The organism is Comamonas sp. SY3 (assembly GCF_041730275.1).
In the GTDB taxonomy this organism is placed as follows: domain Bacteria; phylum Pseudomonadota; class Gammaproteobacteria; order Burkholderiales; family Burkholderiaceae_C; genus Comamonas; species Comamonas sediminis.
The window spans coordinates 1-23,421 of sequence record NZ_JBGTYN010000011.1 but is presented as its reverse complement, the minus strand read 5'-3'; the positions used below and the strand labels follow the sequence as shown (position 1 = coordinate 23,421).

Below are 23,421 nucleotides of genomic sequence, written 5' to 3'. Positions count from 1 at the left end.
AATTCTGCATTCATAATTATGAATAATGTACACTTGCCTGGTGGCCGTGGGTAGGCCAATATGCATTGTCTATAACGTATTCCGAGCTTGAGACATGACTGATTCCGCGAAGCACAACACTGCATCCGAGTTCCCCAAGGCCGACCGCGCTGCCTGGGACAAGGCCGCCAGCAAATCCGCCCCGGGTGGCGATGTCACCAACCTCAATTGGCTGACGCCCGATGGAATCACGGTCAAGCCGCTCTATACCGCTGCCGATACCGCCGACCTGCCTTTTGCCGATACCTTGCCGGGCTTTGCGCCGTATCTGCGCGGCCCGCAGGCCACGATGTACGCGGTGCGCCCCTGGACCATTCGCCAGTACGCCGGCTTTTCGACGGCCGAAGAGTCCAATGCCTTCTACCGCAAGGCGCTGGCGGCCGGCGGCCAAGGCGTGTCGGTCGCGTTTGACCTGGCCACCCACCGTGGTTACGACAGTGACCACCCGCGCGTGACGGGTGACGTCGGCAAGGCCGGTGTGGCGATCGACTCGGTCGAGGACATGAAGATCCTGTTCAACAGCATTCCGCTGGACAAGGTCTCGGTGTCGATGACGATGAATGGCGCGGTGCTGCCGGTGCTGGCCGGCTATGTGGTGGCGGCCGAAGAGCAGGGCGTTGCGCAGGACCAGCTGTCGGGCACGATCCAGAACGACATTCTCAAAGAGTTCATGGTGCGCAACACCTACATCTATCCGCCCAAGCCGAGCATGCGCATCATCGGCGACATCATCGAGTACACGAGCCAGAACATGCCGAAGTTCAACTCGATCTCGATCAGCGGCTACCACATGCAGGAAGCCGGGGCCAACCAGGCGCTGGAGCTGGCCTTTACGTTGGCGGACGGCAAGGAATATGTGAAAACCGCCATTGCCAAAGGCATGGACGTGGATGCCTTTGCCGGGCGCCTGTCCTTCTTCTGGGCGGTGGGCATGAACTTCTACCTCGAAATCGCCAAGATGCGGGCCGCCCGCCTGCTGTGGTGCCGCATCATGACCGGTTTCGACGCGAAGAACCCCAAGAGCCTGATGCTGCGCACCCACAGCCAGACCAGCGGCTGGAGCCTGACCGAGCAGGACCCCTATAACAATGTGGTGCGCACCACCATCGAGGCGATGGCCGCCGTGTTTGGCGGCACGCAGTCTTTGCACACCAATGCGCTCGACGAAGCGATTGCGCTGCCCACCGAGTTCAGCGCCCGCATTGCGCGCAACACCCAGCTCATCATCCAGGAAGAGACCCACATCACCAATGTGATCGACCCCTGGGCTGGCAGCTACATGATGGAAAAGCTGACCCAGGACATGGCCGATGCCGCCTGGAAGATCATCGAGGAGGTCGATGCCATGGGTGGCATGACCCAGGCGGTGGACAGCGGCTGGGCCAAGCTCAAGATCGAGGCCGCTGCGGCAGAGAAGCAGGCGCGCATCGATTCGGGCAAGGAAGTGATTGTCGGCGTCAACAAATACAAGCTTGCCAAGGAAGACCCGGTCGATATTCTGGAAGTGGACAACGTCAAGGTGCGCGACAGCCAGATTGCGCGCCTGAACCAGATCAAGGCCACGCGCGATGCGGCTGCTGTTGACAAGGCACTGCAGGCACTGAGCGCTGCCGCCGAGTCCGGCGAAGGCAATCTGCTGGATCTGGCGATCCAGGCCGTTCGGCTGCGTGCCACCGTCGGTGAGGTGTCCGACGCACTGGAAAAATCCTTTGGCCGCCACCGCGCCGATACGCAGAAGGTGACCGGCGTCTACGCGGCCGCCTATGACTCGGCCGAAGGCTGGGAAAACCTCAAGGGCGAGATTGCTGCCTTTGCCGAAGCGCAAGGCCGCCGCCCCCGCGTGATGATTGCCAAACTCGGCCAAGACGGCCATGACCGGGGGGCCAAGGTGGTCGCCACCGCCTTTGCCGATCTGGGCTATGACGTCGACATGGGCCCGCTGTTCCAGACCCCCGAGGAATGCGCCCGCCAGGCCATCGAGAATGACGTTCACGCCGTCGGCGTCTCGACCTTGGCCGCCGGCCACAAGACGCTGGTGCCCGCGATCATCGAAGAGCTCAAGAAGCAGGGCGCCGATGACATCATCGTGTTTGTCGGCGGCGTGATCCCTGCGCAGGACTACGACTATCTGTACAACGCCGGCGTCAAGGGCGTCTACGGCCCGGGCACACCGATCCCGGCCAGTGCCAAGGATGTGCTGGAGCAGATCAAGGCCAGCTTGACGGCCTGAGGCAAGGTATATACCATTGATATATATCACCTCCTGAAAGCACCGCATGTCTGATCTCGCCACCGCCAAAATCTTCATGAATGGTCGCAGCCAGGCCGTTCGTCTGCCCAAGGAGTTCCGCTTCGACACCGACGAGGTGACTGTCGAGCGCCAGGCAGATGGCTCGGTGGTCTTGCGCCCCGTGCCCGCCGATGCGCATGCAGCATGGCTGGCGCGGCTCGACCGTTTGGTGGGGCGCTTCGAGGGCATGCCCGAAGAGATCGAGCGCGACAAGACGCCTCCGCGTGACATCGGTTTTGACTGATCCGGACTGTGACGCGCTGACCTATGCCCCGTTACTACTTGGACACCAATATCTGCATCTATGCCTGGCACCGCCAGCATGCAGCCGTGCTCCATCGCATGCGGACCGTGGACCATACCCGGATGGTGATACCTGCATTGGTCGCAACGGAGCTGGCCAGTGGTGCCATGCGCAGCACGTATCCGGAGCGCAACCGGGCGTTGATGGAGGAGGCCCTGTCGCTGTTTTGCATTGAGCCTTGGGGCGGTGATGCCATCTGGCATTACGGTGCGCAATCGGCCCGCTTGCGCAAGGCGGGCACGCCCATTGGTGCCATCGACTTGATGATTGGCTGCCAGGCGCTGGCCGACCCTGATGGCGTTCTGGTGACACACAACGTCCGCGAATTCGAGCGCATCGCAGGCTTGCGGATCGAAGACTGGATGGAGGCAGCGGTATGAAGCTTTCTTTTGCCCCGGTGGACAGCAGCGATTTCGAATCGCTGTTCGCGCTGCGCGTAGCCGCCATGCGCCCCAGCCTGGAGCGGCTGGGCATCTTCAACATGGACCATGCCCGCAAGCGTTTTCAGCGCCAGTTCGAGCCGCAGTACATGCAGCACATCTGTGTGGATGAGGGCGCAGGCGAGGGCCCTCAGCGCGCAGGGCTGCTGACCTTGGTGCCCTATGACGATGGCCGCCTGAAACTGCAGCACCTGTACCTGCTGCCGGCCTGGCATAACCGCCGTATTGGCGACTGGGCGCTGCAGCAGGTGCAAACCCAAGCGCGCCGCGAAGGCCGCGCGGTGTGGTTGGAGGTGCTCAACCAGAGCGATGCGATCCGTTTCTACGAGCGCCATGGCTTTGTGCAGACGGGCGGCGATCCGATTGACCTGTTGTACCAGTGGACCCCGGCGTAGAGGTAGTGGATATGGTGTTGGCAAAACAAATGATGGCTGCATGCGCTTGTTGCGCAGAGGCTTTGCAGCAATGTGGCGGCAGGGCGGCGGCATGAATACCGAGGTTGCCGAGCGCGTTGCCGCCATTACGCAAGGGGACAACCCGGCGCTGCAGCGCCGCGCGATGGCCAAGGCCATCACCTTGCTGGAATCCACCCGTGCCGACCACCGTGCGCTGGGTGACGCGCTGCTGACGGCGCTGTTGCCGCACACCGGCCAGTCCTTTCGCCTGGGCATCAGTGGCGTGCCGGGCGTGGGCAAATCGACGTTTATCGAAACCCTGGGGCTCTATCTGATCGGCAAGGGCCTGCGTGTGGCCGTGCTGGCGATCGATCCGTCGTCGACGGTGTCAGGCGGCTCGATCCTGGGTGACAAGACGCGCATGGAGCAACTGTCGATGCGGACCGAAGCCTATATCCGGCCCAGCCCGTCGAGCGGCACGCTGGGCGGCGTGGCAGAGAAGACACGCGAGGCCGTGCTGGTCTGCGAAGCGGCAGGCTATGACGTGGTAATGGTCGAGACCGTCGGCGTTGGCCAAAGCGAGATTGCGGTGCATGGCATGACCGACATGTTCTGCGTGCTGCAGTTGCCCAATGCCGGCGATGACCTGCAGGCCATCAAAAAAGGCGTGATGGAGCTGGCTGATCTGGTGGTCATCAACAAGGCCGATATCGACCCGAATGCAGCCACCCGTGCGCAGGCGCAGATCACCTCCAGCCTGCGCTTGCTGGGCATGCATGGCAGCCATGACCCTGCGGCACGCGGTGCGCTGTGGCAGCCCCGGGTGATACAGATCAGCGCGCTGCTGGGCGATGGCGTGGAGGCCTTCTGGGAGGCTGTGAGCAGCTACCGCCAGATGCAGACCAGCAATGGCTGCCTGGCGATGCGGCGCGAAAAGCAGTCGCTGGCCTGGATGTGGGAGCGCATTGACCATGGGCTCAAGCTGGCGTTTCGCAGCCACCCTGCCGTGCGCGATATGCTGCCTGCTGTGCAGCAGCAAGTCGCATCGGGCCAGTTGGCGGCATCGACGGCGGCCAGAAACCTGCTGCAGGCGCAAAGCAGTGCAGCGATGATTCAGAAAGCGGATTGACCCGGGTTGCGAGCCCGGATCAAGACAGAGAGACAACCTAGCAAGCTTCAAGGATGGAACATGCAAGATATCTTGGAACAACTGGAGAAAAAGCGTGAACTCGCCCGCCTCGGCGGCGGGCAAAAGCGCATCGATGCACAGCACAAGAAGGGCAAGCTGACCGCGCGCGAACGCATCGAGCTGCTGCTCGATGACGGCACCTTCGAAGAATGGGACATGTTCGTCGAGCACCGCTGCACCGACTTCGGCATGGAAGAGACCAAGATCCCCGGCGATGGTGTGGTCACCGGCTACGGCATGATCAATGGCCGTCTGGTCTTTGTGTTCAGCCAGGATTTCACCGTGTTTGGCGGCGCGCTGTCCGAGACCCATGCCGAGAAGATCTGCAAGGTGATGGACCAGGCGATGAAGGTCGGCGCACCAGTCATCGGCCTCAACGATTCGGGCGGCGCCCGCATCCAGGAAGGCGTGGCATCGCTGGGCGGCTATGCCGATGTGTTCCAGAAGAATGTGCTGGCCTCGGGCGTGGTGCCACAGATCTCGATGATCATGGGCCCCTGCGCCGGTGGCGCGGTCTACTCGCCGGCGATGACGGACTTCATCTTCATGGTCAAGGATTCGAGCTACATGTTTGTCACCGGCCCCGAAGTGGTCAAGACCGTGACGCATGAGCAGGTGACCGCCGAAGAGCTGGGAGGCGCGCTGACCCACACCAGCAAGAGCGGTGTGGCCGACATGGCGTTCGACAACGATGTCGAGGCGCTGATGATGCTGCGCCGCCTCTACAACTACCTGCCGCTGAACAACCGCGAAAAGGCACCGGTGCGCGCGACGACCGATCCGGTCAGCCGTGCCGATATGTCGCTTGACACGCTGGTGCCCGAGAACCCGAACAAGCCCTATGACATGAAGGAGCTGATCGCCAAGACCGTCGATGATGGCGATTTCTTTGAGCTGCAGCCCGAGTACGCCAAGAACATCCTGATCGGCTTTGCCCGCATGGCCGGCCAGACCGTCGGCATTGTGGCCAACCAGCCGCTGGTGCTGGCCGGCTGCCTGGATATCAAGAGCTCCATCAAGGCGGCCCGCTTTGTGCGCTTTTGCGATGCCTTCAACATCCCGGTGGTCACCTTTGTCGATGTGCCCGGCTTCATGCCTGGTACCAGCCAGGAATACGGCGGCATCATCAAGCACGGTGCCAAGCTGCTGTATGCGTATGCCGAATGCACGGTGCCAAAAATCACCGTCATCACCCGCAAGGCCTACGGCGGTGCCTATGACGTGATGGCCTCCAAGCACCTGCGCGGTGATGTGAACCTGGCCTGGCCACAAGCGGAAATCGCGGTCATGGGCGCCAAGGGGGCTGTCGAGATCATCTTCCGCGAAGACAAGAACGATCCGGACAAGCTCTCCAAGCGCGAGGCCGAGTACAAAAGCCGCTTTGCCAACCCCTTTGTTGCGGGCGCCCGGGGCTTCATCGACGATGTGATCCTGCCGCACGAGACGCGCAAGCGCATCTGCCGCAGCCTGGAAATGCTCAAGAACAAGCAGCTTGAGAACCCCTGGCGCAAGCACGGCAATATCCCGCTGTAAGCGCCGCAGGCCCGATGCATCCCACCCCCGCCACACCCCGCATGGCCGCAACGCGGCTGGCGCAGCGATTGCAGGCGCGCCGCCTGTTGGCGCTGCGCTTGCTGTGCGCGGCCGTGGCTGGCGTTGCCGGGGCCGCGTGGGCGCAAGCCCCTGCCATTTCGCGGGCGGCACCGGGCACCGGTTGCGTCGCTCGCAGTGGCGCGCCGCTGGCCCAGTCCACGCAGTATGTGTTCTCGTACCAGGGAGGCTGTGAAAACGGCCTGGCCCAGGGCGAGGGACGGGCGCAGTGGCTGCCGCGCGGCGATGCCGCTGCGGCGCCGGTGGTGTGGCAGGGCCGCTTTGACCGGGGGATTTTCCTCAGCCGCCCGGCAGCGCGCGCTGCCCGGCCCCTGGCCGACAGCCAGGTGCTGCTCGATCTGGGGCCGTTGGCGGACAGCGAAGGCAAGGGAGGGCGCCTGTGGGTGCAGGCGGCATTGGGTGGCAACACGCCGGCCGATGCCTGTGCACCGGTGGCGCTGCATGTGCTGGTGGACATCCATTCACCGCTGGGCTCCGAGCAGGTGGCCAGGCAGTGGCTGCAGGCGGCCTTGCAGCACTGGCAGCGTGCCTGCCCCGCTGCAGCGCAGAACCTGGTGCGGCTGATGCTGTACCAGGGCTTCGAGCTGGCGGCCGACGCCGATGGCCATCTGCCCGCGCCGGTGGTGCGGGCCACGGCCTCGCTGCAGGGGCGTGAGCTGCTGTTCCAGCAGTACAGCAACAACGCAGCGGCGCAGCAGCAGCACAATGCCGGCCAGCCCGAACAGCAGCGTGAGTACAGCGCCAATGCCCAGCGGCTGCAGGCGATGGTGCGCCAGTACCAGGCCCGGCGCGTGGTGGACCTGCCTACCCTGGACAAAAACCTGGCCAGCTTGCGCGGCCAGGTGGTGCTGGTGGGTGTGCGGCCCGAGCGCATCCTGTCGCGCAGGCTGGCGACGGTGCGCACGGCCCACCGCGATGGCTGGGACGGCACGGCAGCCGTGGTCGAAGGCCAGGAGATTGCCCGCTGGGGCAAGGACAGCCGCCTGCTGGCTGTGGAGGTGCAAGGGCGTTCGACCGATGTGCGCACGCAGGACCAGGTGATGCTGCAGCTGCTGGGCAGTGCGCGCTGCAGCGAGATCGATTGCGAAGACTATCTGCTCATGCCCGGCGGGCATTGGGCACATGACAAGGCGCTGCCGTAAGCACGGCAGCAGGGTGGCCAACCGAGAGATTCAACAAAGAGACGACAACCATGTTCAGCAAAATCCTGATTGCCAATCGCGGCGAGATCGCATGCCGCGTGATCGCCACGGCCCGGACCATGGGCATCCAGACCGTTGCGGTCTACTCCGATGCGGACAAGGACGCGCGCCATGTGAAGCTGGCCGACGAGGCCGTGCATATTGGCGCGGCTCCGAGCCGCGAATCCTATCTGCTGGCCGACCGCATCATCGATGCGGCCCGCAAGACCGGCGCGCAGGCCATCCACCCGGGCTATGGTTTCCTGTCCGAGAACGAGGCCTTTGCCAAGCGCTGCGAAGACGAGGGCATTGCCTTTATCGGCCCCAAGGCGCATTCGATTGCTGCGATGGGCGACAAGATCGCGTCGAAGAAGCTGGCGAACGAAGCCAAGGTCAACACCATCCCAGGCTACAACGATGCCATCGAGAACGCAGAAAAAGCGGTGGGCATCGCGCAGGGCATTGGCTACCCGGTGATGATCAAGGCATCGGCCGGCGGCGGCGGCAAGGGCCTGCGCGTGGCCTACAACGACAAGGAGGCGCTGGAGGGCTTTACCGCCTGCCAGAATGAAGCCCGCAACAGCTTCGGCGATGACCGGATCTTTATCGAGAAGTTCGTGCAGGAGCCGCGCCATATCGAGATCCAGATCCTGGGCGACAGCCATGGCAATGTGGTCTACCTGAACGAGCGCGAATGCTCGATCCAGCGCCGCCACCAGAAAGTGATCGAAGAGGCGCCATCGCCCTTCATCAGCGATGCCACCCGCAAGGCGATGGGCGAGCAGGCGGTCGCGCTGGCCAAGGCGGTGCAGTACCAGAGTGCGGGCACGGTGGAATTTGTCGTCGGCAAGGACCAGGACTTCTACTTTCTGGAGATGAACACGCGCCTGCAGGTGGAGCACCCGGTGACTGAGTGCATCACCGGCCTGGATTTGGTCGAGCAGATGATCCGCGTGGCGGCAGGCGAGAAGCTGTCCTTCAGCCAGGCCGATGTGAAGCGTGATGGCTGGGCGATCGAATGCCGCATCAATGCCGAGGACCCGTTCCGCAACTTCCTGCCATCGACCGGCCGCCTGGTGCGTTTTGAGCCGCCCAAGCAGACCATGTGGCAGGCCGATACCACCCATTTGCAGGGGGTGCGCGTCGACACCGGTGTGTACGAGGGCGGTGAGATCCCCATGTACTACGACTCGATGATTGCCAAGCTGATCGTGCATGGCAAGGACCGCAACGAAGCGATTGCGAAGATGCGCGAGGCGCTCAACGGCTTTGCGATCCGCGGCATCAGCTCGAACATCCCCTTCCAGGCAGCGCTGCTGGCCCATCCCAAGTTTGTCTCGGGCCAGTTCAACACCGGCTTTATCGCCGAGCACTATGGCCATGGTTTCCATGCCGAGGACGTGCCCCATGAGGACACCGATTTTCTGGTGGCGCTGGCGATGTTCCGCAACCGCCGCTACCGCGCGCGAGCCTCCACCATCAGCGGCCAGATGCTGGGCCACCAGGTACGTGTGGGCCACAGCTACACGGCCGTGGTGCTGGGCGCCGAAGGCCAGCACCGCTTTGTGTCGGCCGAGGTGACCGATTTTGACGACGAAGCCCGCGTCTGCAAGGTCAGCATTGGCGACAAGGTCTACCAGTTCAGCAGCGAAGCGGTGCTGCGCGATGTTGTCACCCACGGCACCTGCAACGGCCAGCCCTTTACCGCCCAGATCGAGCGCGGCACGGCCAAGAACCCGCTCGCGCTGCGCGTGATCCACAATGGCACGCAGCGCGACATCCTCGTGCTGTCCGAGCGCGGCGCCGCGCTCTACCAGCTGATGCCGTACAAGGCGCCACCGGATCTGTCCAAGTTCCTGCTCTCGCCCATGCCCGGCCTGCTGGTCGATGTGGCGGTGCAGCCAGGCCAGAAGGTGCAGGCCGGCGAGAAGCTGGCGGTCATCGAGGCGATGAAGATGGAGAACATCCTGTTTGCGACGCAGGACGGCATTGTCAGCAAGGTGAGTGCCGCCAAGGGCAATTCGCTGGCGGTAGACGATATCATCCTGGAGTTCGAATGATCTGATTGCTTTGCCCGCATGCAGACCCGCTGCCCCGCAGCGGGTTTTTTTGTGGGCCGGGAAGGATGTACGAGGGAATGGGAATGCAACGAGCTTTGTTGGCCTTGGCCGCGCTGGTGCTGCTGGGGCTGGGCGCCGTGCCATTGGCGGCCGGGCACTTTCACCTGGGGGTGCTGGTGCCTGTGGGGCTGGGCCTGGCCGGTGGCTACCTGGCCTGGCGCTGGTGGGCGGTGCAGGCCTGGGGCGCGGCTGCGCCCTGGCGCCGCGCATGCTGGCGTGCCGCCTGGTTGGGCTTGGCCTTGTGGGTGGTCAGCGTGGGCTGGCTCTGGCAGCGCATTGCCGGCCTGGGGCAGCCACCGGCGACTACGCCGCCGGTGGCTGCGATCGTGGTGCTGGGCAGCGGAACGCAAGACGGCAAGCCGCGCCCGGCGCTGGCCATGCGGCTGGATACCGCCGCACAGCTGGCGGCCTTGCAGCCGCAGGCGGTGCTGGCGGTGACCGGCGGGGTGGACTTTGGGCAGGACGAGAGCGAGGGCGCCATCATGGCGCGTTACCTGGCCCAGACCCATGGGCTGGACCCTGCGGCGATGGTCGTGGAAGCGCGCAGCACCAGCACCGTGCTCAACCTGGAATGGACCGGCCCCCTGCTGCTGCAGCGCGGCGTAGATCTGGCGCAGCCCATTGCGATTGTCAGCAGCGATTTTCACCTCTGGCGCGCGCTGCAGATTGCCCGCAGCCAGGGCTTTGGCCAGCCCATTGGCGTGGCGGCCCCGACACCGTTGCTGACCCGGTTCAACGTCTGGCTGCGCGAGTACTTTGCGGTGGCCAGCAGCTGGGTCTTGGGGGAGTGGTAGCGGCTAAATACGTCAGGTGCTGGCGCGCCGCACCAGGTGGTAGCCCAGATCCAGCCGGTTCTGCGTCACCGGCTGGCCTTGCACCAGCTGCAGCAGCATCGTGGCGGCCTCGGCGCCAATGGCGCTGCGGGGGGTGTGGATGGTGGTCAGCGGCGGCACCATCTGCGCGCTGCCGGGCAGGTCGTTGAAACCGGCAATCGCGATTTGCGCGGGCACGGCCAGCCTCAGGCGGTTGGCAGCCAGCAGCGCGCCCTGGGCCAGGTCGTCGTTGCAGAAAAATACCGCATCCACGCTGCTGCCCAGCTGCAGCACCTGCTCCAGCAGCTGCGCGCCCAAGGCCAGCGACGAGCGCTCGGGACTCAGGATCTCCAGGCTGGGGTCGGCCAGGCCCGCCTGATGCAAGGCCCGGCGGTAGCCCTGCAGGCGCTGCATGACGCGGGCATCCAGCTGGGCGCCGCAAAAAGCGATGCGGCGGTAACCCTGGGCCAGCAGGTGCTCCGTCATCGTCACCCCGGCATCCACCTGCGAAAAGCCCACGCTGTGCACGGCAGCGGCAGCGCTGGCCGGGTGCAGTTCCATCAAATGCACGCAGGCCGTGCCACTGGCTGCCAGCAACTGGGCACTGCCGGCGCTGCGCTCATAACCGGTCAGCATCAGGCCGGCGGGGCGCATCGGCAGGTAGGCGCGCAGCAGCTGCTCTTCCTCAGCGGCGCTGTAATGCGATACCCCAATCAGCAGGTGGTACCCGGCGGCAAACAGCACCTTGTGCGCCGCTTCGATCAAATCCACAAACAGGGTATTGCTGAGCAAAGGCACGATGACCAGCACCTGGTTGCTTTTCTGCGATGCCAGTGCGCGCGCGGCCGGATCCGGCACATAACCCAGGCGCAAAGCCACCTCGCGCACCTTGTCGGCCAGCGCAGCAGCCACCCGGCGCTCACCGCGCAGTGCGCGCGACACCGTCATCGGGCTCACCCCAGCGGCATCTGCAACGTCCTGCAAGGTGACCCGGCCGCTGGCGCGCGAGCGGCGGCCAGCGGGCTCGGCCACTGGTGCGGGCAATGGGGTGGAAGAGGGCAGGGGCAAGCAATTCTCCGGTCGAGTCGGCAAGCAATATCCGGTATGATAGCGCTATCCCAGTTTGATGGGGGAGGAAGGCAGTGCCTGCAGCCGTCTCAAATGCTAAGTTGATTGCTGAATCGGCTTGTTCAAGAGGCGTCATCCAAGGGCAGTGCTTATTTTTACCTATATTGGATAGCGCTAACCCAATGACCATGTCCTCTAGTGATTCTTCGCGTCAGCGTCCTGTAGCTCTGGTGGTGATGGGGGTGTCGGGATGCGGCAAATCCAGCGCCGGTGAAGCCGTTGCAACGCACCTGGGATGGCGCCTCGTCGAAGGCGACAGCTACCATGCGGCCGAAAGTGTGGCCAAGATGCAGGCGGGCATTGCGCTGACCGATGCCGACCGTGCAGGCTGGCTGCAGCGTCTGGCGCAGTTGCTGGCAGAGGCGGATGATGGCGGGGGTGTGGTGCTGACCTGTTCGGCGCTCAAACGCCAGTACCGGGAGTTGCTGCGCGCGTCCCAGGCCCGGCTCGGCTTTGTGTTTCTGGATCTCAGCTACGAGACGGCCCTGGCACGGGTGCAGCAGCGCGCGGGGCATTTCTTCTCGCCCGAGCTGGTGGCCAACCAGTTTGCGACGCTGGAAGACCCCCGCGAGGAGGCGCAGGTATTGACTGTGGATGCCGACACCCCACTGGGGCACATAGCCCAGCAGGTGCAGCAGTGGCTCGATGCCCAGCAGCCTTGAGATCGTCAACAGGCTCTAAGTGCTGACAAAGCCTGGTGCCAGCGCCGCATGCGGCGGCTGTGCTATAAAAATTACATAAACAAGGGGATGCTGCAGCCATGGCTGCAGGCCCCGGCAATGCAAAGGATTCCCCATGATGCAGATCCACCCCGTTCTTCAAGCGGTGACCGACCGCATCCGCGCCAAGAGCGCGGCCACGCGCAGCGACTATCTGGCCCAGCTGGACGCGATGGCCCAGCGGCCGCCGCAGATGCGCTCCATGGGCTGCGCCAATGTGGCCCATGCCGTGGCGGGTGTGCCGGTCCATGACAAGCTGCGCATTGTTGAGGTCAAGGGCCCGAATGTGGGCATTGTCACGGCCTACAACGATGTGCTGTCGGCCCATGCGCCGCTGCAGCGCTACCCCGACATTCTGAAAGATGAGGCGCGCAAGCACGGCGCCACCGCGCAGGTGGCGGGTGGTGTGCCTGCCATGTGCGACGGGGTGACTCAGGGCATGCCGGGGATGGAGCTGAGCCTGTTCAGCCGCGATGCGATTGCGATGGGCACCGCCGTGGCACTGACCCATGACACCTTTGATGCGGCGCTGATGCTTGGCGTCTGCGACAAGATTGTTCCTGGTTTGCTGATCGGCGCCTTGCATTTTGGCCATCTGCCGATGGTGTTTGTGCCCGCAGGGCCGATGACCTCGGGTCTGTCCAACAACGACAAGGCCAAGGTGCGCGAGCTGGCCGCCCAGGGCCTGGTGGGCCGCGAAAAGCTGCTGGAAGCCGAGATGGCCGCTTACCATGATGCGGGCACCTGCACCTTCTACGGCACGGCCAACAGCAACCAGATGCTGCTTGAGGCCATGGGCCTGCATGTGCCTGGCAATGCCTTCATCAACCCCGCAGATGGGGCGCGTGAGCTGCTGACCCGCGAGGCGATGCGCACGGTGCTCAATATCACTGCCGGCAAGCGCTTTGCGCCGATTGGCCGCGTCGTCGACGAGCGCTGCATTGTCAACGCGATGGTGGCCTTGCTGGCCACCGGCGGCTCGACCAACCACCTGATCCACTGGGTGGCAGTGGCGCGGGCTGCGGGTATCGTCATCGACTGGAATGATTTCGAACAGCTGTCGTCGGTCGTGCCCCTGCTGGCACGCGTCTACCCCAATGGGGCGGCCGATGTGAACCAGTTCCAGGCGGCAGGCGGACCAGGCTATGTGATTGGCCAACTGCTGGCGGCAGGCCTGATGCATGGCGATGTGCTGACGGTGCGCCCCGAGGGCCTGGCGGCTTACGCCAGTGTGCCGCGCGTCGAAGCGGGCCAACTGGTGTGGCAAGCGGCCACCGAATCGGGTGACGACAGCGTGCTGCGCCCCGTCAGCGCGCCTTTCAGTCCCACCGGAGGCCTCAAGCTGCTGACCGGCAACCTGGGCCGCAGCGTGATCAAGGTCAGCGCCGTGCCGCTCGATCGCCATGTGCTGCGCGCGCCTGCCTGGGTGTTTGACTCGCAGGACGCGCTGCAAGAGGCCTTCAAGTCGGGGGCGCTGGAGCAGGCCTGCCAGACCAATGGGCACAACGGCGTGGTCTGCGTGGTGCGCTGGCAGGGCCCGCAAGCCAATGGCATGCCCGAGCTTCACAAGCTGACGCCCCCATTGGCCGTGCTGCAAGGCAAGGGCTACCAGGTGGCTTTGGTGACCGATGGGCGCATGAGCGGCGCCTCGGGCAAGGTACCCGCTGCCATCCATGTGTCGCCTGAAGCACTGGCCGGCGGCCCTCTGGCCAAAATTGAGAGCGGCGATATGGTGCTGCTGGACGCTGAAACCGGTATCATGCAGGCCGAAGTGGATGCCGCCGTCTGGGAGGCACGCCCGCTTGCCACGATACCGGCCGAGCAGCTGCGCGCCAATGGCCGTGGTCTGGGCCGAGAACTGTTTGCCGGATTCCGGCGCAATGCGCTGAGCGCAGAAGAAGGAGCCTGCACATGGCTGAGCAACTGACCGCCTTGTCGATCATGCAAGATGCACCGGTGATCCCGGTGATCGTGCTGCGCGATGTCAACCACGCCGTGTCCATGGCCAAGGCCCTGGTCGCAGGCGGTATCCGGGTACTGGAAGTGACCTTGCGCACGCCCCAAGGCCTGCCCTCGATCGAAGCGATTGCCAAGGCCGTGCCGGAGGCGATCGTCGGCGCAGGTACCGTGCGCAATGCCGCCGATGCGCATGCGGCTGCAGCGGCCGGTGCCCGCTTTGCGGTCAGCCCTGGCTACACCTCCAGCGTCGGCCAAGCCTGCCGCGAGGCCCGTTTGCCGCTGCTGCCTGGCGTTGCCACCAGCAGCGAGATCATGCAGGCGCAGCAAGATGGCTTCCAGGAACTGAAGTTCTTCCCCGCGCTGCAAGCCGGGGGCATCAACATGCTCAAGGCCTGGCAGGGCCCCTTCGCCGAAGTGCGGTTTTGCCCCACTGGCGGCATCACGCCCACCAACGCGCCGGAGTTTCTGGCGTTGAAGAATGTCGTCTGCGTGGGAGGCTCCTGGCTGGTGCCCACCGATACCCTGGAGCGCGGCGACTGGGAGCACATCACCTTGCTGGCGCGCGAAGCCGCTGGCTTGCGGCACAAGGGCTGACCGCGCAGCCGCAGGCGTGCGGATAAGCTGTGCGCCTGCTACCTACCCTGGCCCCTCTCAGGGCCTGCGGGCGCTGGAGGCCATGCCAAGCGCGATGCTGCCATGACTGGCTGCTGCAGCGCCATCTGCTTCCACCCCGTTCTTGGATGACCAAGGCGGCGCAGCTGGGCATCGCGCCGCACAGCGCTGCCTGGTATGTGGTATTTGCCCAGCGACGCGAGTGCCGAGGGTGCAGGCTGCCCCCGTGGGGCCCTTATTCCTTGGACTGAGTCTGATCCCCACGGGAATGGCTGGAGGCATCTTCGGTCCACGCCTTGTAGCGGCCGGAATGCGGCTGGAACTGCTGTCCGGGAAACAGCGTTCGCTCGATATCGCGCAGTACCGTCATGCCCACACCATTGAGCTTGAGCAAGCGCTCGGGATATGCTTCGACCACCTGATCCATGGTGGTGATCGCGTGCCGCCCCAGGCTGTTGAGGGTTCTGCGAGAGAGCCTTTTGTTCAGGAGGAGTTCAGTGGCCATGGGATCATCAATCTATAAACAAAGCGGCAACGTCCGTCGTTGGAGTGAAGACAGGGACCAGGCAACTGCTACTTCAGCGGGAGTTGCGATGCCCAAGCCTTTGCCCCAACGAGACAGGAATGGATACAAATCATGCTAAATCGCATTTTGTTATTCATTCATTCTATCAGCTTATAGCTAATTTGTAACTCAGAGGCGGGCGATTTCTGCCGATGAGAGATTGATTTGCGCCACATTAATGTAATTAAATGTATTTGTGCGCATATACTCAGCGATGTGCGGGGTGGAATGTCTGCGTTTCTTCCCAGCGGTATTTTCCTCCTAAAAAATGAATCTCCAGCGCAACTATCCTTTAACCAAACTGCAGGTAATGGGTGAGAGGGCCTGCCCAAGGACCAGAAAATCACAGGGTTTGCCTAGGGCTGTTGTCACCGCTGCGCTGGCCGGTGCTGGGTTATTACGCAGGTCTATCATGCTATGTAATCCATAAAAACGGTTAAAGTAAGAATGGGCGGAGAGTATCAATATCCCTGGCTGCCCGCCGCGTGCTATCCGCGCCCTACTACTGTCTGGTTATGCCCGTTCGTAAAGCCTCGTCGTTGACGATCACCTTGATTTTGCCTTTTGTGATGCTGATCGCATTGCTGACCGGGGTGCTGGGCGTGCTGTGGTACTGGACGGGCAGCAAGACGGTCTCGATGCTGTCTCAGCAATTGATGGTGGAGATGGCCGAGCGCATCAGCCAGGCAGTGGACCGGCATGTCTTCAGTTCCGGCTCCATCATCGAGGCGAGCTTTCCGGCCGGTTTGCAGGCGCCTGACCGGATCGAGGACGATATGCCTGCACTGCGCACCCGGCTGTGGGCGGCCACGTCGCTGACACAGCACCGGGGCGACTATGTCTACTACGGCAACCGCCATGGCCAGGGCATGGGCCTGCTGCGCCGCAATGCAACCCAGGCGGAGCTGCGCATCAAGCTCCATGCGCAGGACGTGCGCAGCCTCTACCTGCTGCCGGGGATTCAGGCTGAACCCATCTTTCTGTCCCAAGAGTCCCATCTGTTCGATCCGCGCACCCGTCCCTGGTACCGGCTTGCGCAGGGCGTGGCTGGCCATATCTGGACGCCTGTCTACATCGACTTCAATGCCAAGGACCTGGTGATGACGCGGGCGCGGCAGGTGTTTGGGCGGGACGGCCAGCCCGTTGGTGTGGTGGCCACCGATGTCTCGCTGAAGGAATTGCGGCTTTTTGTCGATGGCCTGCATTTGTCCGAAGGGGCACAGGCATTCCTCATGGAGCCCAATGGCGACCTGGTTGCCGGCACGGGCATGGACAATATCCGCCAGAGCGGTGAGCAGCCGCCCAGCCGGGTCAATGCTGCCAGCGCGGGCAATCCACTCTTGAAGGCGGTGTACCGGCAGCTGGTCAACGAGTTCTCGCAGTCCAACGAGGTGGCTCGCACGGCGCTGATCTTTGACGCCAAGGACCATGCGATCGAAGTGGCCTACCGCCGCGTCACCGATGAGGCGGGCCTGAACTGGCTGGCGGTGGTGGCCGTGCCGCACCAGCAGATGCTGGCTGGCATTCGCGTCCATGTCGTGCTGGTGGTCGCCTTGGGTTTGCTTGCGCTGGGCAGTGCGCTGGCACTGGGGTTGCGCATCTTTGGCGGTTTGGCCAAGGACATGCGCTCGCTCACCTATGCGGTGCGCCGTGTCGGGCAAGGTGAAATCGATGTACCGATCGGCGTGGAACGCAACGACGAGATTGGCGAACTGGCCAACAATGTCCACCATATGCGGCACCGCTTGTTTACGGATGCGCTCACCGGCGCTGCCAACCGCAGCGCGCTGAACCACATTCTGGAAACCCTGACCCGGCCCGGCAGCGGCAAGCCTGCCGTGTTTGCGATTCTCTTCATTGATTTGAACCAGTTCAAGCCGCTCAATGACCGCTGGGGCCATGACAACGGTGACCTGGCCCTGGTCGAGGTGGTGCAGCGCCTCAAGGAAGTACTGCGCAGCAACGATGTGCTGATACGCCTGGGAGGGGACGAGTTTGTCGCCGTGCTGCAGGGCGTCCACAGCGATGCGCAGATCCAGGTGGTAAAAGCCAAGATTCTTGAAGCCCTCGCACCGGCGTTGCAGACGCTGAAGGGCTTGCCCGAGGGGGTGGTGGTTCACCTGGGCGCCTCCATCGGGCAGGCCATCTTTCCGGCCGATGGTGCCGATCCGCAAAGCCTGCTCAAGCACGCGGACCTGGACATGTACAAGAACAAGCAGCGCAGCGGCCATAGCCGTTGACCAGCGCAATGGGCCGTTGAGGGCCTGAAAGCAGAAAAGCCAGGCGGGGCCTGGCTTGGGGGTGTGAGAGGCCTGCTGTCAAGCGGCCCAGGGTCTGTTAACGCAGACCGCCACCTTCGCCACCTTCGGCACGTTGAATGAGTTCAATCTTGTAGCCACCTTATCGAAATAGATGGTAAAAAATAAACTAATAAAATCAATAAGATAGTATTTTAATGGCGTCTATTATTAGGCTCAAACTGCCTCATCTATGCCTCAAGACGCCAAAAAATGGCGGCTGAATCTCAACACATCTGTGTCAAAATCCAGTTGAATGAATTTTTTGGGAGAGTGCATGGCCAAGCCTAGACAGAAGCCGTCAGGGAAGTGGGAGATAGGTCTGCGGCATCCATCGCTGCCAGGTGGCCGGAAGTATTTCACCTTCGATACAGAGGATGAAGCCATTGCATACGCGCAGCAATGGAAGCTGATGAAAGGGGCAGACATGCCGCCGCCTCAAGAGTTGCTGGCGCCTACCGGCCCGGTGCGAGAGGTTCGGCTCACCCGGATACTTGGCGAATGGGAAGAAAGTGGCTTCGCTGCACCGACCCAGCTTTTGACCCTTCGCACAGTTGCGCGAGAAGTGGGCACCACAAAGCTGTCTGAAGCCAATTACGCCTGGGTGACGGGCTACCTGAGGATGCTCAAAGTGGAAAAGAATCTCTCGCCATGCTCTATCAAGCACCGCATGCAGGCCTTGAGCCGCGCGCTCGATGAGTACCAGCGCCATAACCCAGGACTGACCATCGCTAACCCTGTGAAGCTCTTGCCCAAGGGTTACTCCACTTATACCGAAGTTGACACAAAGCTGGCCAAGGCCAGAGGTGGGCGCGAAAAGGTGACGCAGACGCGCGACCGTCGCCTCCGCCCGGGGGAGCACGAGAAAATAGTCAAGGTGCTCTCAGGGTATGAGCGGCCAGATCGGGAGCGGGGTCTGGAGCTTCGCGGCGGCAATGCGCTGCTCACGCTTTACCTGCTGATCGTGGGCACGGGAATGCGCCTGCAGGAGGCTTTCTCGCTCAAGCGCGGCCAGGTGGATATGGAAGCCAAGGTGATTCGGGTGCAGAGCTCCAAGCAGTGGCGGGGGAAGGTGAGCTTTAGGGATGTGCCCATGCGGCCCGAGGTTCACAAGGCCTTGTCTGTCTACCTGTCCACGCGTGCGATGCTTCCCGGGGCCTGGTTCTTCCCGTTCCTGGAAGAAGATGGCGTTAAGGGGTTCAAGACGGTGAGCCAGCGACTTTCGTTCCGCTTCCGTATCGCGTTTGAGTACATGGGGATTGAAGGGCTGCATGAGCATGACCTGCGGCACGAAGCCACATGCCAATGGCTTGAGCTGAAAGACGCAGACGGACGTGACCTATTCCGTCTGGAGGAGTTGAACAAGATCATGGGTTGGACGCCAGGGTCACTGATGGCGCAGCGATATGCCAGCTTCAGGGGCGTTGACCTTGCACAGCGCCTGTGGTCATCATATGCAACACCTGGGGGAGAGCCGGGGGCGTCTTCCGGCGCGGCTTAACGGGTGGGGCCAGGCTGGCACTGGCTTGCTTCAGGCGCTTCTGGAGGTCAAGTCGACGTTCCGCCGCCTCGGCGCGCGCACGTTCCGCCAGATAGTCCAGCAAATCGACCTTCACGTAAATCCAGCTGCGACCAAACTTTATGCCAGGAAGTTCGCCCTTGCGGGTGAGCTCTTCTACTTGAGCTGTGGTGCATTTCAGCAGTTCAGCGCACTGCTCAGCGGTGATGGTTTCTTTGCTCATAGCTGTCTCGATCGCCCTTCTGGGCGAGAAGGAGGTTGGGGTGGAGCGGCCTTCAGATAGGCCTCCCAGAGATCCAGGCCCTGGACGCAGCGTTGCTGCAGGCCTGGTGTTTTGCCGGCGGCGCAGCACGCGCGGCATTTGAAGTGGTGGGCCAGGTATGCCCGGTCTTCGGGCATGTCCACCGTGCTAAGGCTGGCGCTCATGGCTGGGGGAAGCCGTCCCAGGTGCGGCCATCGAGCAGGCGGCCGGCCGCCTTCTTGCCGACCTTGAATGTTTGCATGGCGCCAGTCCCGTGCAGGAAAGCCATCGGCTCCGTCACGCCGTGCATCGACCCATCGAAATGAGCAATCGTCTCCGGGACGGTGCAGCTGCGGCCGTAGCAGTCATCCAGGCAGTCCTGGTTTTCATGCGGCTTCGCTTTCACGTTGGACCGGTACAGAGCCCGATGCTCGGATTCCTCCATCTGGCCGATGGGCTTCCACTCGCCCCACTGCTTGAACAGGAATGGCACGCCTGCGGCCTCGCATTGATCGCGCAGGCCGCGTGCCCAGTCGGGGTGCATAGGCCGCGCGCCGGGGCCGCTCTCGCCGCCGACGATCACCCAGTCGAGTGTCGCTGGGGCCTGGTGAAAGCGGTCGTCGTCGTGCTCGGCCAGCGCATTGAACTTGAACCCCTCGAAATCCCAAGGACGGCGCAGGCGGTCGTGCTCCTCCGGGACTGCCACGTTGCGCAGATCCACGGGCCCCAACAGCGGCTCCATGGACAGGAAGCGCACGCTCGCAGGCACGGCCAGCAGCTTCGGGATGTCGCGGTCGGCCTCGGCCTGGGTGGTGATGGTCGCGCCGATCCAGACATTGGGCAGCGGCATCATGTCACGCAAGGACAGATCTGGGTCGCTGCCGTGCGCCAGCTGTGCAAGCATCGAACCCACATTGCCAATGCGCTTCGTGAGTAGCAGCCAATCCAGGTTTGGCGTCTGGGCGATCAGGCTGAAAAGGTCGGCGCGCCACTGCGGATCAACGGCGTTGTCGAACACGTCCGCGAGGCTGGCGCAGAACACGCGCTGGCGCCGGCCGTGCTCGGCAATAAACGCATCGGCATTTTTGTTCCACATGAGGGGCTTGTTCCAGTTGCTGGCGCTGGTGCGGCGCCGGGGTGCGCCTGGCCCCCAGTTGATGGCCTGGCCACCGGCATAGCGGGCATTGCGGGTTTCGGCGTAGCAGTTGTCGCAGCCGGGGCCTACCTTCTGGCAGCCTTCCCACGGGTTGAATGTGTGATCGGTCCATTCGATCTTGGTGTTTTCGGCCATGTGAGCCTCCAAATGAAAAGGCCCCGCTGGGTGGCGGGGCTGGTGTCGGGTTACGCGCTTGGGACGGGGTGGATTGCAGGACTTTGCAGCTCAATTCGGGCGCGTTCTTGAACGCTGGCCAGCTCTGCGCGCTTGTTCTCGATGTGGGCCCTGATGACGGACTCAGCGAGCACGGGGTCTACATCCAGCACTCGATGAGAGTTTTCTCCAGAGGGAATGCCAAGCTGGAGGTGCCGGGGGCGGCCAAAAGCGTCCTTGATGGTTGGGGCGTGCTTGTCCAAGCCCTGGCGCTCTCGGATGGTTTTCATATCCTCAAGGATCTTCAGGCCGCTTTCAATCTCGCGGTAGGCCTGATAAATCAGTGCAGCGGTTTCCTGGGTAATCATGTCGATGGCTCCAATGAAAAAGCCCCGCGAGTGCGGGGCCGGTGGTGGTGTTGGGGGGTTAGGTCGGGATGCCGATGGCGGTCACAAACACGTCATCGCCAATCTTCTGCAGCTGGTCGGGATCTCGGGGCTTGAACACAGCAGCGGCCGAGGCTCGGGCGATTTCAATCTCGCCAAAGATGCCTTCGGCGTAGCAAGACCCGATGAGCGCAACCCCGTGGTGTTTGCACAGGCGCTGCAGATCGGCCAGCACGGCGGCGTAGTCCAGCTCTTGGCCTGGTGCTGGCGCTGGACTCGGGGGCGCCAAGGCATCCATTCGGGATACCGGGGGCCGTGCCTCAAGCTGATGCAGCACCTCATGGAAGCATGTGCCGTTGTATTGCGTGGCGAATGCGCCCCGGATGGTGGCCATGTCCTCGCGGGCCGCCTGCGCAGTGATGGAGTGGTCTTGATCCTCCCCCAGCAGCACAAGCCAGGTGTTCACCCGCTGGTCCATGCGATCCAAAGCGCCAGCGACTGCCAACTGGGCCTGCGCGACTTCTGACATCAGGTTGGGCTTTTTCTCGGTCATGCCATCCCCCTGTACGCAGCCAGGGCCTTGCGCAGCTCAAGGTGCTCACCGTGGTCACGGATGTTCAGGCGAATGTCCAGGGGCGTCATCCAAAGCCATTCACCATCCGGGTCCACCTCCACCTTGGCTGCTGGCGCACCGCGAGCTGCACGGGTGGTGTTGAACTCGATGAACTTCCAGTGCTGTGGCTCGTCATCGGCTTGTTCCACCTGTTCCACCTGTTCCACCTGTTCCACCGGTCGGGGCGGCAGGGCCGGGGGCTGCGCTGCTGCGCGCATGTCCAGATGCTTGCCGCGCTTGTAAAACCGATCGAAGACGGCTCCATCATCGCGGTCAAGCCACCATACTTCAACGCCGTTGACGTGGTGCAGGCCTGAGGGGCTCACGAAAGTGACGATGCCGGGGCCTTTGGCGCTGTCTGTGGCCACGTCGCCTACTTCAAGGGGTCGGAATGCCATGGGTTTCCTTTTCTGCTTGTGCACCTGCTGGTAGATAGCTCATGCACCAGGTGGGGTGATAGATCCCGGTGTGCTTTTCCCCATCCATGCGGACGCGCAGGCGGGCACCTTCCGAGCTCGTGATGGTTCCTTGCTGTGGCTCCTGCTCGCCCGTGTATTCCACGCGCGCGCCGCGGCGGGCCGGCACCTTGTAGTAGCGGCGGATATAGCGCATGCTCATTTGCCGCCTTTCAGCGGATCCCGATCGGGAGGGGGCGGGGCGGCTGAGAGCATGACGTGCCAATGGTCCTCTGCCGCTTGTGGCATGTGCATCCTTCCACCGAATGCACGCTTGCTGTATTCGCAGTCACTTGCATGAGCGGCATCCAGCATCTCCTCTGTTGGCGACTCCGGCACCAGGCGCCACCCATCCGGCGCAGCCTGCCGCGCTGATAGCTGGGCCTTGAACTGCTGTATCTCGGCGTGCAGGCGGCGCAGTTCGGCGGCGGCCGCTCGCTCCAGGGCAATCACGAGAGGGTTGCAGCCCTCGCATTCGTCGATCTGTGCGTTGCCCATCAGGCGGTCGGCCAGCTCCAGCGCTTCGGGCTGTGCTTCTGTCTTGTCGGTCATGGTGCTGGCCTCCTTAAAAATCGAACTTCTTGTATTTGCCGCAGTGCTTGCAGCGGCATACGTGATACGCGCCAGAGATGGTGCTCTTTGTCCTGCCGGCGTATTCACCCTTGACGATTGGCTCACCCCATTGATGCAAGTGCCAGTCGCCGGTAAGCAGGAATCGGAGTAGTCGGATCATGGTGCTTCCTTGGGGGCGGGCTCGCGTGGTGTCGTATCGATGTCGGCTCGGCACCAGGGGCAGTAGTAGAGGGGCGCACATTTCTTGCCCACCACGATTGCCAAGCGTTGGCGCCGCTTTTGCGTTTCTCTATCCACCAGGCTCTGCAGTCGTATCATTTCTGCCGAGAGCGCATTTGCAGCAGAGTCGCAGAGTTGCAGGGTTGCGCCCTTGGCGCGTCGGCATTTTTCGGGCATCTCAATCCTCCTTCTTGGCCTGGGCTGCCCGCTTTGCAACCTGCAAGCAGCGGTCCTCAGCCTTCTGGGTTTGGAGCAGATGACGAGCCATGCATGCTTCATAGGCTGCAAGCTTGGCCTGGCCAATGGCATCATCTGAAAAGGGCTGCCATGTGCTTGCGCAGCCGGTTAGCAGCAGAGTTAGGGCTAGGGCTCGCATCACTGGCCCTCCCTCTGTTGGGCGCGCTGGGCGTCGCAAGTGGTAAAGCCGGGGTGTCCGCGGTGGTAG

Annotated in this window: 25 protein-coding genes; 14 read left to right on the top strand and 11 right to left on the bottom strand. The window is 63.0% G+C overall.

All coding sequences use genetic code 11. The features are described from left to right. Positions 1-94: 94 nt before the first annotated feature. The 9 genes from scpA to ACCQ08_RS15040 all read left to right on the top strand — a co-directional run bounded on the left by scpA (position 95) and on the right by ACCQ08_RS15040 (position 10,363). On the top strand, positions 95-2,269 hold the full coding sequence (gene scpA / locus ACCQ08_RS15080; RefSeq protein ID WP_373450262.1) for a methylmalonyl-CoA mutase: 2,175 nt from the start codon (positions 95-97) through the stop codon (positions 2,267-2,269). Positions 2,270-2,315: 46 nt separating this feature from the next. Beyond that, positions 2,316-2,573 (top strand): antitoxin, encoded by a 258-nt coding sequence (locus ACCQ08_RS15075; protein WP_369459320.1) that lies wholly within the window; start codon positions 2,316-2,318, stop codon positions 2,571-2,573. 23 nt (positions 2,574-2,596) lie between these two features. After that, the gene (locus ACCQ08_RS15070) at positions 2,597-3,013 is read left to right on the top strand and encodes a PIN domain-containing protein (RefSeq protein WP_373450261.1); all 417 of its coding nucleotides are present in this window, start codon (positions 2,597-2,599) and stop codon (positions 3,011-3,013) included. After that, entirely contained in the window at positions 3,010-3,468 is a 459-nt protein-coding gene (locus ACCQ08_RS15065; RefSeq protein WP_312528468.1) for a GNAT family N-acetyltransferase, read from the top strand. The genes ACCQ08_RS15070 and ACCQ08_RS15065 overlap by 4 nt, the downstream gene beginning before the upstream one ends. 91 nt (positions 3,469-3,559) lie before the next feature. After that, a complete protein-coding gene (gene meaB, locus ACCQ08_RS15060; protein ID WP_373450260.1) occupies positions 3,560-4,597 on the top strand; it encodes a methylmalonyl Co-A mutase-associated GTPase MeaB in 1,038 nt (345 codons plus the stop codon). Between the two features lie 60 nt (positions 4,598-4,657). Continuing rightward, positions 4,658-6,190 (top strand): acyl-CoA carboxylase subunit beta, encoded by a 1,533-nt coding sequence (locus ACCQ08_RS15055; RefSeq protein ID WP_230777196.1) that lies wholly within the window; start codon positions 4,658-4,660, stop codon positions 6,188-6,190. Between the two features lie 14 nt (positions 6,191-6,204). Further along, a complete protein-coding gene (locus ACCQ08_RS15050; RefSeq protein WP_373450259.1) occupies positions 6,205-7,410 on the top strand; it encodes a hypothetical protein in 1,206 nt (401 codons plus the stop codon). Between the two features lie 50 nt (positions 7,411-7,460). Beyond that, positions 7,461-9,509, top strand: a complete 2,049-nt coding sequence (gene accC / locus ACCQ08_RS15045) for an acetyl-CoA carboxylase biotin carboxylase subunit (RefSeq protein ID WP_373450258.1) — start codon at positions 7,461-7,463, stop codon at positions 9,507-9,509. 83 nt (positions 9,510-9,592) lie between these two features. Continuing rightward, positions 9,593-10,363 carry a YdcF family protein gene (locus ACCQ08_RS15040; protein WP_373450257.1) on the top strand — a complete coding sequence of 257 codons (771 nt, stop codon included), beginning with the start codon at positions 9,593-9,595 and terminating at the stop codon, positions 10,361-10,363. A 12-nt stretch (positions 10,364-10,375) separates the two neighbouring features. On the opposite strand, the gene ACCQ08_RS15035 is transcribed toward ACCQ08_RS15040, so the two are convergent. After that, positions 10,376-11,449 (bottom strand): LacI family DNA-binding transcriptional regulator, encoded by a 1,074-nt coding sequence (locus ACCQ08_RS15035; RefSeq protein WP_373450256.1) that lies wholly within the window; start codon positions 11,447-11,449, stop codon positions 10,376-10,378. A 188-nt stretch (positions 11,450-11,637) separates the two neighbouring features. Between ACCQ08_RS15035 and ACCQ08_RS15030 the strand changes: the two genes are divergently transcribed. From ACCQ08_RS15030 to eda, 3 genes are all read left to right on the top strand, one after another. Further along, on the top strand, positions 11,638-12,171 hold the full coding sequence (locus ACCQ08_RS15030; RefSeq protein ID WP_373450309.1) for a gluconokinase: 534 nt from the start codon (positions 11,638-11,640) through the stop codon (positions 12,169-12,171). 136 nt (positions 12,172-12,307) lie between these two features. Next, positions 12,308-14,155 (top strand): phosphogluconate dehydratase, encoded by a 1,848-nt coding sequence (gene edd, locus ACCQ08_RS15025; RefSeq protein ID WP_373450308.1) that lies wholly within the window; start codon positions 12,308-12,310, stop codon positions 14,153-14,155. After that, positions 14,140-14,781: a bifunctional 4-hydroxy-2-oxoglutarate aldolase/2-dehydro-3-deoxy-phosphogluconate aldolase gene (gene eda / locus ACCQ08_RS15020; RefSeq protein WP_312457918.1), complete on the top strand. Its 642-nt coding sequence runs from the start codon at positions 14,140-14,142 to the stop codon at positions 14,779-14,781. The genes edd and eda overlap by 16 nt, the downstream gene beginning before the upstream one ends. Before the next feature lie 253 nt (positions 14,782-15,034). Here eda and ACCQ08_RS15015 read toward each other — a convergent pair whose 3' ends face one another. Next, positions 15,035-15,304: a DNA-directed RNA polymerase subunit alpha C-terminal domain-containing protein gene (locus ACCQ08_RS15015; protein ID WP_373450255.1), complete on the bottom strand. Its 270-nt coding sequence runs from the start codon at positions 15,302-15,304 to the stop codon at positions 15,035-15,037. 575 nt (positions 15,305-15,879) lie between these two features. Between ACCQ08_RS15015 and ACCQ08_RS15010 the strand changes: the two genes are divergently transcribed. Both ACCQ08_RS15010 and ACCQ08_RS15005 read left to right on the top strand, forming a co-directional pair. Further along, on the top strand, positions 15,880-17,604 hold the full coding sequence (locus ACCQ08_RS15010) for a diguanylate cyclase domain-containing protein (protein ID WP_373450254.1): 1,725 nt from the start codon (positions 15,880-15,882) through the stop codon (positions 17,602-17,604). Positions 17,605-17,938: 334 nt separating this feature from the next. After that, positions 17,939-19,162 carry a tyrosine-type recombinase/integrase gene (locus ACCQ08_RS15005; RefSeq protein ID WP_373450253.1) on the top strand — a complete coding sequence of 408 codons (1,224 nt, stop codon included), beginning with the start codon at positions 17,939-17,941 and terminating at the stop codon, positions 19,160-19,162. On the opposite strand, the gene ACCQ08_RS15000 is transcribed toward ACCQ08_RS15005, so the two are convergent. The 9 genes from ACCQ08_RS15000 to ACCQ08_RS14960 form a co-directional block, all read right to left on the bottom strand. Then, on the bottom strand, positions 19,077-19,403 hold the full coding sequence (locus tag ACCQ08_RS15000) for a helix-turn-helix domain-containing protein (RefSeq protein WP_373450252.1): 327 nt from the start codon (positions 19,401-19,403) through the stop codon (positions 19,077-19,079). The two genes, ACCQ08_RS15005 and ACCQ08_RS15000, sit on opposite strands and share 86 nt — an antisense overlap. Before the next feature lie 199 nt (positions 19,404-19,602). Continuing rightward, the gene (locus ACCQ08_RS14995) at positions 19,603-20,712 is read right to left on the bottom strand and encodes a phage Gp37/Gp68 family protein (protein WP_373450251.1); all 1,110 of its coding nucleotides are present in this window, start codon (positions 20,710-20,712) and stop codon (positions 19,603-19,605) included. Between the two features lie 50 nt (positions 20,713-20,762). Then, the gene (locus tag ACCQ08_RS14990) at positions 20,763-21,098 is read right to left on the bottom strand and encodes a hypothetical protein (RefSeq protein WP_373450250.1); all 336 of its coding nucleotides are present in this window, start codon (positions 21,096-21,098) and stop codon (positions 20,763-20,765) included. A gap of 58 nt (positions 21,099-21,156) precedes the next feature. After that, a complete protein-coding gene (locus ACCQ08_RS14985) occupies positions 21,157-21,669 on the bottom strand; it encodes a hypothetical protein (RefSeq protein ID WP_373450249.1) in 513 nt (170 codons plus the stop codon). Beyond that, a complete protein-coding gene (locus ACCQ08_RS14980; protein WP_373450248.1) occupies positions 21,666-22,127 on the bottom strand; it encodes a hypothetical protein in 462 nt (153 codons plus the stop codon). Before ACCQ08_RS14980 ends, ACCQ08_RS14985 begins: the two co-directional genes overlap by 4 nt. Beyond that, the gene (locus ACCQ08_RS14975; protein ID WP_373450247.1) at positions 22,108-22,347 is read right to left on the bottom strand and encodes a hypothetical protein; all 240 of its coding nucleotides are present in this window, start codon (positions 22,345-22,347) and stop codon (positions 22,108-22,110) included. The genes ACCQ08_RS14980 and ACCQ08_RS14975 overlap by 20 nt, the downstream gene beginning before the upstream one ends. Next, a complete protein-coding gene (locus ACCQ08_RS14970; protein ID WP_373450246.1) occupies positions 22,344-22,736 on the bottom strand; it encodes a hypothetical protein in 393 nt (130 codons plus the stop codon). Before ACCQ08_RS14970 ends, ACCQ08_RS14975 begins: the two co-directional genes overlap by 4 nt. A 13-nt stretch (positions 22,737-22,749) precedes the next feature. Then, complete coding sequence (locus tag ACCQ08_RS14965) at positions 22,750-22,917, bottom strand: hypothetical protein (protein ID WP_373450245.1); 168 nt, start codon at positions 22,915-22,917, stop codon at positions 22,750-22,752. Then, positions 22,914-23,153, bottom strand: coding sequence for a hypothetical protein (locus ACCQ08_RS14960; protein ID WP_373450244.1), 240 nt, complete (start codon positions 23,151-23,153; stop codon positions 22,914-22,916). Before ACCQ08_RS14960 ends, ACCQ08_RS14965 begins: the two co-directional genes overlap by 4 nt. Positions 23,154-23,421: the final 268 nt, after the last annotated feature.